The organism is Nocardiopsis sp. CNR-923 (assembly GCF_001942255.1).
Lineage (GTDB): Bacteria > Actinomycetota > Actinomycetes > Streptosporangiales > Streptosporangiaceae > Nocardiopsis.
Genome location: NZ_MKKC01000149.1, coordinates 1 through 7,419, shown reverse-complemented (window position 1 = coordinate 7,419; position 7,419 = coordinate 1). Strand labels below are relative to the sequence as shown.

General features: G+C 63.1%; 7 protein-coding genes. 4 read left to right on the top strand and 3 right to left on the bottom strand.

What is annotated here, in order from left to right; all coding sequences use genetic code 11:
• Positions 1 to 431 precede the first annotated feature (431 nt).
• The 4 genes from BJF83_RS24935 to BJF83_RS24920 all read left to right on the top strand — a co-directional run bounded on the left by BJF83_RS24935 (position 432) and on the right by BJF83_RS24920 (position 3,022).
• Positions 432 to 1,448: an asparaginase gene (locus BJF83_RS24935; protein WP_262391878.1), complete on the top strand. Its 1,017-nt coding sequence runs from the start codon at positions 432 to 434 to the stop codon at positions 1,446 to 1,448.
• A 190-nt stretch (positions 1,449 to 1,638) separates the two neighbouring features.
• Positions 1,639 to 1,950, top strand: coding sequence for a hypothetical protein (locus BJF83_RS24930; RefSeq protein WP_262391877.1), 312 nt, complete (start codon positions 1,639 to 1,641; stop codon positions 1,948 to 1,950).
• A 47-nt stretch (positions 1,951 to 1,997) separates the two neighbouring features.
• The gene (locus tag BJF83_RS24925) at positions 1,998 to 2,414 is read left to right on the top strand and encodes an NUDIX domain-containing protein (RefSeq protein WP_262391876.1); all 417 of its coding nucleotides are present in this window, start codon (positions 1,998 to 2,000) and stop codon (positions 2,412 to 2,414) included.
• The gene (locus BJF83_RS24920; protein ID WP_075928244.1) at positions 2,411 to 3,022 is read left to right on the top strand and encodes a helix-turn-helix domain-containing protein; all 612 of its coding nucleotides are present in this window, start codon (positions 2,411 to 2,413) and stop codon (positions 3,020 to 3,022) included. Before BJF83_RS24925 ends, BJF83_RS24920 begins: the two co-directional genes overlap by 4 nt.
• 158 nt (positions 3,023 to 3,180) lie before the next feature.
• Here BJF83_RS24920 and BJF83_RS27210 read toward each other — a convergent pair whose 3' ends face one another.
• Genes BJF83_RS27210 through BJF83_RS24910 form a run of 3 tightly spaced genes read right to left on the bottom strand, consistent with a single transcriptional unit; the run spans position 3,181 to position 6,803 of the window.
• Positions 3,181 to 3,759 (bottom strand): hypothetical protein, encoded by a 579-nt coding sequence (locus BJF83_RS27210; RefSeq protein ID WP_143832083.1) that lies wholly within the window; start codon positions 3,757 to 3,759, stop codon positions 3,181 to 3,183.
• A 43-nt stretch (positions 3,760 to 3,802) separates the two neighbouring features.
• The gene (locus tag BJF83_RS24915) at positions 3,803 to 6,418 is read right to left on the bottom strand and encodes a hypothetical protein (RefSeq protein WP_075928243.1); all 2,616 of its coding nucleotides are present in this window, start codon (positions 6,416 to 6,418) and stop codon (positions 3,803 to 3,805) included.
• A gap of 52 nt (positions 6,419 to 6,470) precedes the next feature.
• A complete protein-coding gene (locus BJF83_RS24910) occupies positions 6,471 to 6,803 on the bottom strand; it encodes a hypothetical protein (RefSeq protein WP_075928242.1) in 333 nt (110 codons plus the stop codon).
• Between the last annotated feature and the right edge of the window lie 616 nt (positions 6,804 to 7,419).

Genomic DNA, 7,419 nt, shown 5'->3' with positions numbered 1-7,419 from the left:
CCGGCTCCTGGCCCGCGGCGAGTTCACCTCCACCGACGACCTCGCCGCCCGGATCGCGCAATGGACCGAGCACTACAACACCGATCCCCGACCGTTCATGTGGACCAAGCCGGCCAAAGACATCATTGAGAAGTTCCTCAGGATCCAGAACCGACTTATTTAACGAACTTATGAATCACCACACTAGGTGATCAGCGCTGACACGTCGAGGGGAAGACTGTGCTCCCTCGCTGAGTATCTCGACGTGAACTGGGCGTGGTTGGTTATCCCGGTGTGACCAGATCGGCGCCTACGGGTTCGCCGGGTTGGCTCCTCCGTCCAGCCGGTTGCTGTCCACGGCCGGTGTCGATCGTGCTTGCCGATTCATCGGGCAGTCGTGGTCCTCTGAGCGTTAGGCTGCCCCTCACAGACCCTGCGGCGAAGGGAGAGTCGTGCTCGCGAAGGAGCCCCGCCCTCGGGTGGCGGTGTACGGACTGGGCGGGACGATCGCCATGACCTCCGACGGGTCAGGAGGGGTGGTTCCGGCCCTGTCGGCGGCCCAGCTCGTGGCGGCCGTACCAGGACTTGCGGAGACCGGTGTCGACATCGAGGTCGAGGACTTCCGACGGCTTCCCGGCGCCTCCCTGGGTCTGTCCGACCTCACCGATCTGGCCGTAGAGATCGACAAGCGCCTGGCCTCGGGAACGGTGGACGGTGTCGTCGTCACCCAGGGCACCGACACCATCGAGGAGACCAGCTACCTGCTCGATCTGTTCCACACCGCCCCGCAACCGGTCGTGGTGACCGGCGCGATGCGCAACCCCACCCTTGCCGGGGCCGACGGGCCCGCGAACCTCCTCGCGGCCGTTCAGACCGCCGCCCATCCAAGTGCTCGGGACCAAGGTGTCCTGGTGGTGCTCGCTGACGAGATCCATGCCGCCAGTCGGGTCCGCAAGACCCACGCCACGAGCGTGGCCACCTTCCAGTCCCCCAACGGCGGCCCGCTCGGCTACGTGGTGGAGGGAACCCCGCGCCTGCTCAACCACCCCACGGGACGCGCCACGCTCGACCTGTCGAATCTGGGCACGGGACCGCGTGTGGCCCTGGTGACGGTGGCGTTGGGCGATGACGGCTTGCTGTTGGAGGGCTTGGCCGAGCGGGTCGACGGCGCGGTCATCGCCGCGTTCGGTGTCGGCCACGTCCCGCAACACCTGGTGCCCGCACTCGAGGACCTCGCCGACCGCGTTCCGGTGGTGCTCGCCTCTCGGACCGGCGCCGGAACCGGGCTCGCGACCACCTACGGATTCCCCGGCTCCGAGCAGGACCTGTTGGCACGGGGGCTGATCCGGGCTGGCTTCTTGGACCCGTACAAGGCGCGCATCCTGCTGTGGGCGTTGTTGGCCACCGGCCACGACCATCCCGGCATCACGGAGGCCTTCGCCGCCGCCGGTGGCTACTCCAACGCCTAACTCCTCCCACCCCAAAACGAAGCGGAAACCGACGTGCGCAGCCACGAACTGACCCGGGGACGAACCTTCGGCCTCGTCTTCGACCACGGCGAGGACTTCTTCTCCTCCCTCTCCGAGTTCTGCCGAGACAACGACGTCCGACAGGGCTATAATCCCGGTCTTCATCGCTGGGTTCGCTCGCGTGGACCTCGTGGGCACCTGTGAGAAGCTCACCGACCCGGCCGCGCCGGTCTGGTCGAAGGTCCAACTGAGCAACGTCGAAGCGTTGGGCGGTGGCACCATCGCCTACGACGAGGCCACCGACACCATCTCCCCGCACATCCACGTCTCCGTCGGGCTCAAGGAGCACAGCGCGATGGGACACACCAGTCACCTGCTCGACGCCCAGGTCCAGTTCCTCACCGAGATGGTGCTCATCGAAGTCGCGTCACCGCAGATGCATCGGGTCCCTAACCCGAACCTCTACGACGTGCCGCTCCTCCACTTCGGGAGCGACGGCTGAAGCCCGCGATGTGTCGCGCTCACCCGTCTTCGAAAGCGAGCCTTCCTGTGTCCGAGACCCCCTACGTTCCGCGCGCGTTCCCCGTCTCGGTCAAGGGCGTCGTGATCCGCGACGGCCAGGTGCTGTTGTTGCGCAACGAGCGCGACGAGTGGGAGCTGCCGGGCGGCAAGATCGAGATCGGGGAGACTCCCGAGGAGTGCCTGGCCCGGGAGATCGAGGAGGAGACCGGTTGGTCCGTGCGGGTAGCCGAGATCCTCGACTCGTGGATGTACCACATCACCCAGGTCGACCGGCACGTCTTCATCGTCACCTACGGATGCCACGTGGACTCCCACACCCCGGTGGTGGTTTCCAGCGAACACAAGGAGGCCGGGCTGTTCACCGAAGCCCAGGTGCCCGACCTGCCGATGCCCGAGGGCTACAAGCGGTCGGTCCTGGACTGGTTCGCCCGCTCCCGCGCGTGACCGCCACGCCCACGGTCCGCTGGCTCTGGCTGCTGCCCGAGGCACGCCGTGCCTTGGAAAGCCGGGAGTTGGCGGTGATCCTGCGCTGCTACCGAAAACTGACCGGGTTGTCCCAGGCGGCGATGGGAGAGCTCCTGGGGTACGACCCCTCCTACGTCTCCCTGCTGGAGCGGCGGCAGCGCACTATCAACGACCACCAAGGACTCTCGCACGTCAGCCGGGTCCTGGCTATCCCACCGCACGCCCTGGGGATCACGACTGAGGAGGACGCGGACTTCCTGGCGGCGCTCCAGTTCGGGGAGTCGACCGTGCGGCTCGCGGAGATCGCGCGGCAGGCGGGGCGCGCTGTCGAAGCGGTTGAGGAGCTGTGGCCGTTGGTGGCCCGGTTGGAGGCCCGTCTGAGGGAGGGGCGGGTCGACTACGCACCCGCCGAGCTCTGCAGCCACATCCCCGGAGCCAGGTCGATCGCGTCAACCCACTCCCCGAGTTCGGGGACCCAGAACGGGTCCTCGTCGGTCGCGATCACACCGTCCCCGACCACCGTCGGACCAGGAACTCCGCCACGATCCTCGCCAGAGTCCTCCGTGTCCACGCCCTCAGGCGCCTGACGCTCGGTGGTCGGATCCACCGTGATCTCCACCAGCGAGTGAGCGCCTACGAGACCGTCTCGCCGTTCTCCAGGTAAACCGTCGTGCCCTCCCCACGGGCTCACGTGCCCTGGGTGATCCTGCGCACGAGCCGGGGGATCGTCACCTCCGCGATCGATTCATTCCCCTGAACCGCATGCCACATATTCTTCAATACTCTCCACATACTCCTCGTGGGAATCGAAGTCCTCCCAGTACGAATCCAAATAGAGCTCCGAGAACTCATACCCATTCATGGAGCCACCACACCAGTCCACCTCGTTCACCTCAAGGGCAAGCACCATCGCCTGAATAACTTCACTTTCACTGACGCCAGAACCGCTACCAAGATCCCATTCATCTGAATCCACAGCTACACGGTATCCCCCATCGATTTCAGCAATGGCCCCAGAGCTCAGTAGTATCTCCATTCCATCAAAATAAGTGAGACCTGCAGCTTCCTCGAATTCTCTCCGCTCCTCATAGTAATCCCCAATGTTCTCCATGACGGATCCATCTTCATCCCTGGCAAACATCTCCTGGAGAACATAGGCATAAATGGTGGCTGACGCCCAGATCTTCGTCACATACCCACCAGAAGCCTCAGAACTGGGAGAATCATCTTCGCTCGATTGTTCCTCAGTGAACTCACAGGCAGAAATAAGGGCAACCATGATCACAGAAACGAAAACCAGAGTCGATGAAGTCGACTTCTTCACAATCGCTCACCTATCATACTAAAAACGAAGCACCAATCGCCCACTAGGAGCTCGGCGAGTTCGCCGCAACCCCTTCAAAGAGGCCGTCGATATTGCCCTTGGTATAGCGCATCTGATCCTGGATGGGGTCGTAGTAGCGGCCGAAGAATTCAGTGAAGTTCGACGAGAAATCGGTCCCAGATTCGGTTTCCCTCGGAACCCAGTCGATCTCGCTGGAGTCCAGGAAACTGTTCAACGCCTCCTGCACCTCGGAAGAGTCCGGGGCGTCGTCCCCTGCCTCGCCGCCGAAGTCGATGTAGTACTCCCCGTCACGCTCCCCGAGCAGTCCTGCGCGCTCTAGTACCTCCTGCGGAGTGGCGCCGCCCGCGTCCTCGATCCTGATGTCATCGTTAATGGCCGGGAGCTTTCCGCCACCGTGCTCGATGACCTCGGAAAGAACCCTCGCGCTCGTGTAGTATTCGACGTCGATCGCCGTGGTCGTACTGTCCACGTGGGACGTGGCGCTCACATAGTCATCGAACGCCTGGTTGATGAGGTCTGGAGCGATGAACTGTCCCATGCTTTGGAGTACCACGCCAACCCCTGGAACCAGGCCCAGGGCATTGTTGCCCGAGTTCGCCACACCGTCGACAATCTTCCTCCTCATCGCCTGCTCTTCTTCGAGGTCAAGGTTTCGGTTGACCGCTTCGTTGTGCAGAGCTGCATCCACGAGAGACTGAAGAACACCGGCGTTGGCACCTGTCTCCACACTGTTGCCGGTCTCCAGGTAAATCTCGGTCTGTGCAGCCGAATAGACCGCCGACGCGGTATGGGCTCGCACAGCAGAATCCTCGTTACCCATCACGTACTCGAGGAAGATCAAACGCTCAGTGGGAGACATCTCGAGTGTCCTGGAATCATCATTCCAACGATCCTCGCCTTCCTCCCTCTCCCACTCGAAGTCCACATGCCCATTGTCGATGCCCTCCTCGTCGGCGAAGCTTTCGATGTACAACTCGAAGAGGTGAGCGAACCCGTCAGCGACCTCTCCGTTGACCGCTGTGAAGGGCGCGTTGGGAACCTCCGTCCCGTCAGCGAGCTCCACCTCGATGCCCGTGTCGGAGAGGGCGTCGTGCATGTCCTTGGTAGTGATCGTCTCCATGAGGCCGTCCATCGCCTCAGCGGCCATGCGCCGCTCAGCCTCGTCGTCGCTCCACGCCGTTTCCTCGATCCACTCGGTCAGACCACGGGCCGCCTCCCCGTCATCTCCCCATTCGTGGGTGTAGAGGTTTTCGATGATGCGGTTTGTGACGTTTTCCGCAGTCTCCTCTGTCCAGGGGAGGTCCCCCTCGACACCCTCGGGATACTCCCCGGTGAGAATCGCGTAGTTGGCGTCCTCGTTCCGCGTCGCGACATCAACGAGGCCTGACATGTCACTGTCGTCGCTTCCCAAAGCGTCGATCCGCGTCAGCGAGAGCGAGATGGTGTCCATCATGCGTGTGGAGAACTCGGCGCCGCCCTCCATGTCCTCTTGGGAGTGTTCGAGGAGATCATTGAGGTAGCCCGCCCTCTCCATCCAGTCCTCATGAGTCCCGGAGAAGCCACCGGCAGTCCTGGTACCACTGAAATCCGGCCCGCCGATCACGGATCGCACAGATGCGGGCAACTCGTCGTACCCACCGCCCACCCGCTCGTCGGACAGGGCGAGCAGACCGTCTCCCAGGACACCGAGCGCGTGTTCACGTTCCTCGTGACTCAGGTGGTCGCCCTCCATCTGAGCGGGGATGCCGATTACACCCATGCTGTTGGGGTTCGGGTTCTCCTCCAGCTCGTCGTAGAAGGCTCGGAGGAAATCCAACTCCTCGTTTCGGTAGCCTGTTCCGCCTTGCTGGGCCTGCATCGCGTTGGTGGTGATCATGCTCATCATGAGCATGAGTTCGTGATAACGCTCATCGAGGGGCTTGTGTCCGGACCAGTAGTCCTCGATCTCCTCAGCCCACTCCTGGGCGTTCTCCTCGGTCAACTCCTGGCCATCGACCAGCATCGTGTAGTGGTTCGGGTCGAGGTTGTAGAAGGCCCAGGAGTTGATCCCCGCGTCGATGAGCGCCTGGACGTTGGCCTTCGTGGGCCCCTGCCGCAGCCTGTCTGCGATCTCGTCGGCGTTGTCCTCGAACGCCCGGTAGTTGGTACGTTCGCGCTCCTCCAGGTCCGCCACCTTGGCCACGACCTCGTCGTAGATGGATCGGCACTTGTTCTCGTCACCGACCAGGCCGAATCCCTCGTTCTCGGGGTAGGTCGCGGTGATAGTCCGGCCCTGGTACTTGCCAGGGATCTCGGACCTCTTCGTCCTGAGGAATTCCCACCACTCCGACATCTGCGCCGAGCGCTCCTCCTTGAAGGTCTCCACGTGCTGTGCCCACATCTCAACCATCGAGGAGGCGTAGACGATCGCCGTTCCGGCGTCTCGCCACAACTGGAGCTCCTCGGCGGACTGGCCCTGGATGTTCCAGGCCATGAGATCGGTGAACTGGTTAGCCGTGTCGTTGAAGTCGGCGTCGAGGTCGTCCGCCTTGCCCAAAAGTCGGGACTGGAGGATGTCCAGGTCCTCTGCTCGGGTTCGGATCGCCTCGGGGTTCGCGGACGTGGTTCGGGCCTGGAAAGAGATGTCAAAGGAAGCCATTGCACGCTCTGCTGTCAGGGGAGTGATCGGGGGCCGGGACAGGGTCGGAGGATCAGAAATTGACTTCCAGGTTCACACCCATGTCCCAGGGGGTCTGGTAGTCTCCGGCGGCCTCCTGGTCGTTCCGGGCAATCTCGGAGGCACCCGCCTGGATGTTGTCGGCGAGCTGCAGACCGTGTTCCTGCACCTCGACGATGGCCGGACCGTACTCCTCCTTGTACGCGCGCAGCGCGGAGGAAACCTCTTCCCGCTGAGCGACGGTCTCCGCGTCCTCCATGATCAGGTCGAACATATCGGCCAGCCCCGCCATGGACTCGGCCAGGGCCTCAGCTAGCTGAGCGCCTTCATAGCCCTCGATCGGATTCCCACCGGACTCACCTGGCACACCGACAGCCTCTCTGAGATTGGGGACACCCACCAAAGGGGCGTTGCACGACACACGACAGCAATTCCACAACTACAGGAAGTAAATGACACTATATCCATCCACACCCAGGGAGTGAGCCGCCACAGCCCCCGGAAACCCCCGGCGATCACATTCGGTCATATCCGTGATCTTCCTGGTCACGAACACGAGGCCGGGTCACGTCCCTTGGAGTGGTGTAACTCTCTCGCGGCCGCGTCCTTGCAGGTCATCTCGATAGGTGGCCGCAGCCGAACCACCACCGCGCGGCCTCGACCCCGCTGGAGGCGGCGATGCGTCGAACTGGCGGACGCCGCCGATGCACATCCGTTGGGGCAGGGCCGGAAACGTTACACCACTCGACGGGACACCATCCCGATTACTTGACACACTCCGCCCTCCCGGAAGGTGCCGCCTCATGACCTCACCCCTGACCGTCGCCCGGCGGCTCCGTCGGCACTCATCTCTACCTCTCCGGTGATTCCGCACAGGTCTCCGAGGTCGTGAAGCTGTTCGAGGGAACAGCCGTTGAACCAATCGCCATCGACGGCCCTGTGGGCAGGGCGTCGGCACTGAAGATGGCGTACGGCTCCTACCA

Excerpts from the sequence above, each read along its gene's own strand:
- BJF83_RS24915 (WP_075928243.1), bottom strand. The coding sequence starts at position 6,418 with ATGGCTTCCTTTGACATCTCTTTCCAGGCCCGAACCACGTCCGCGAAC.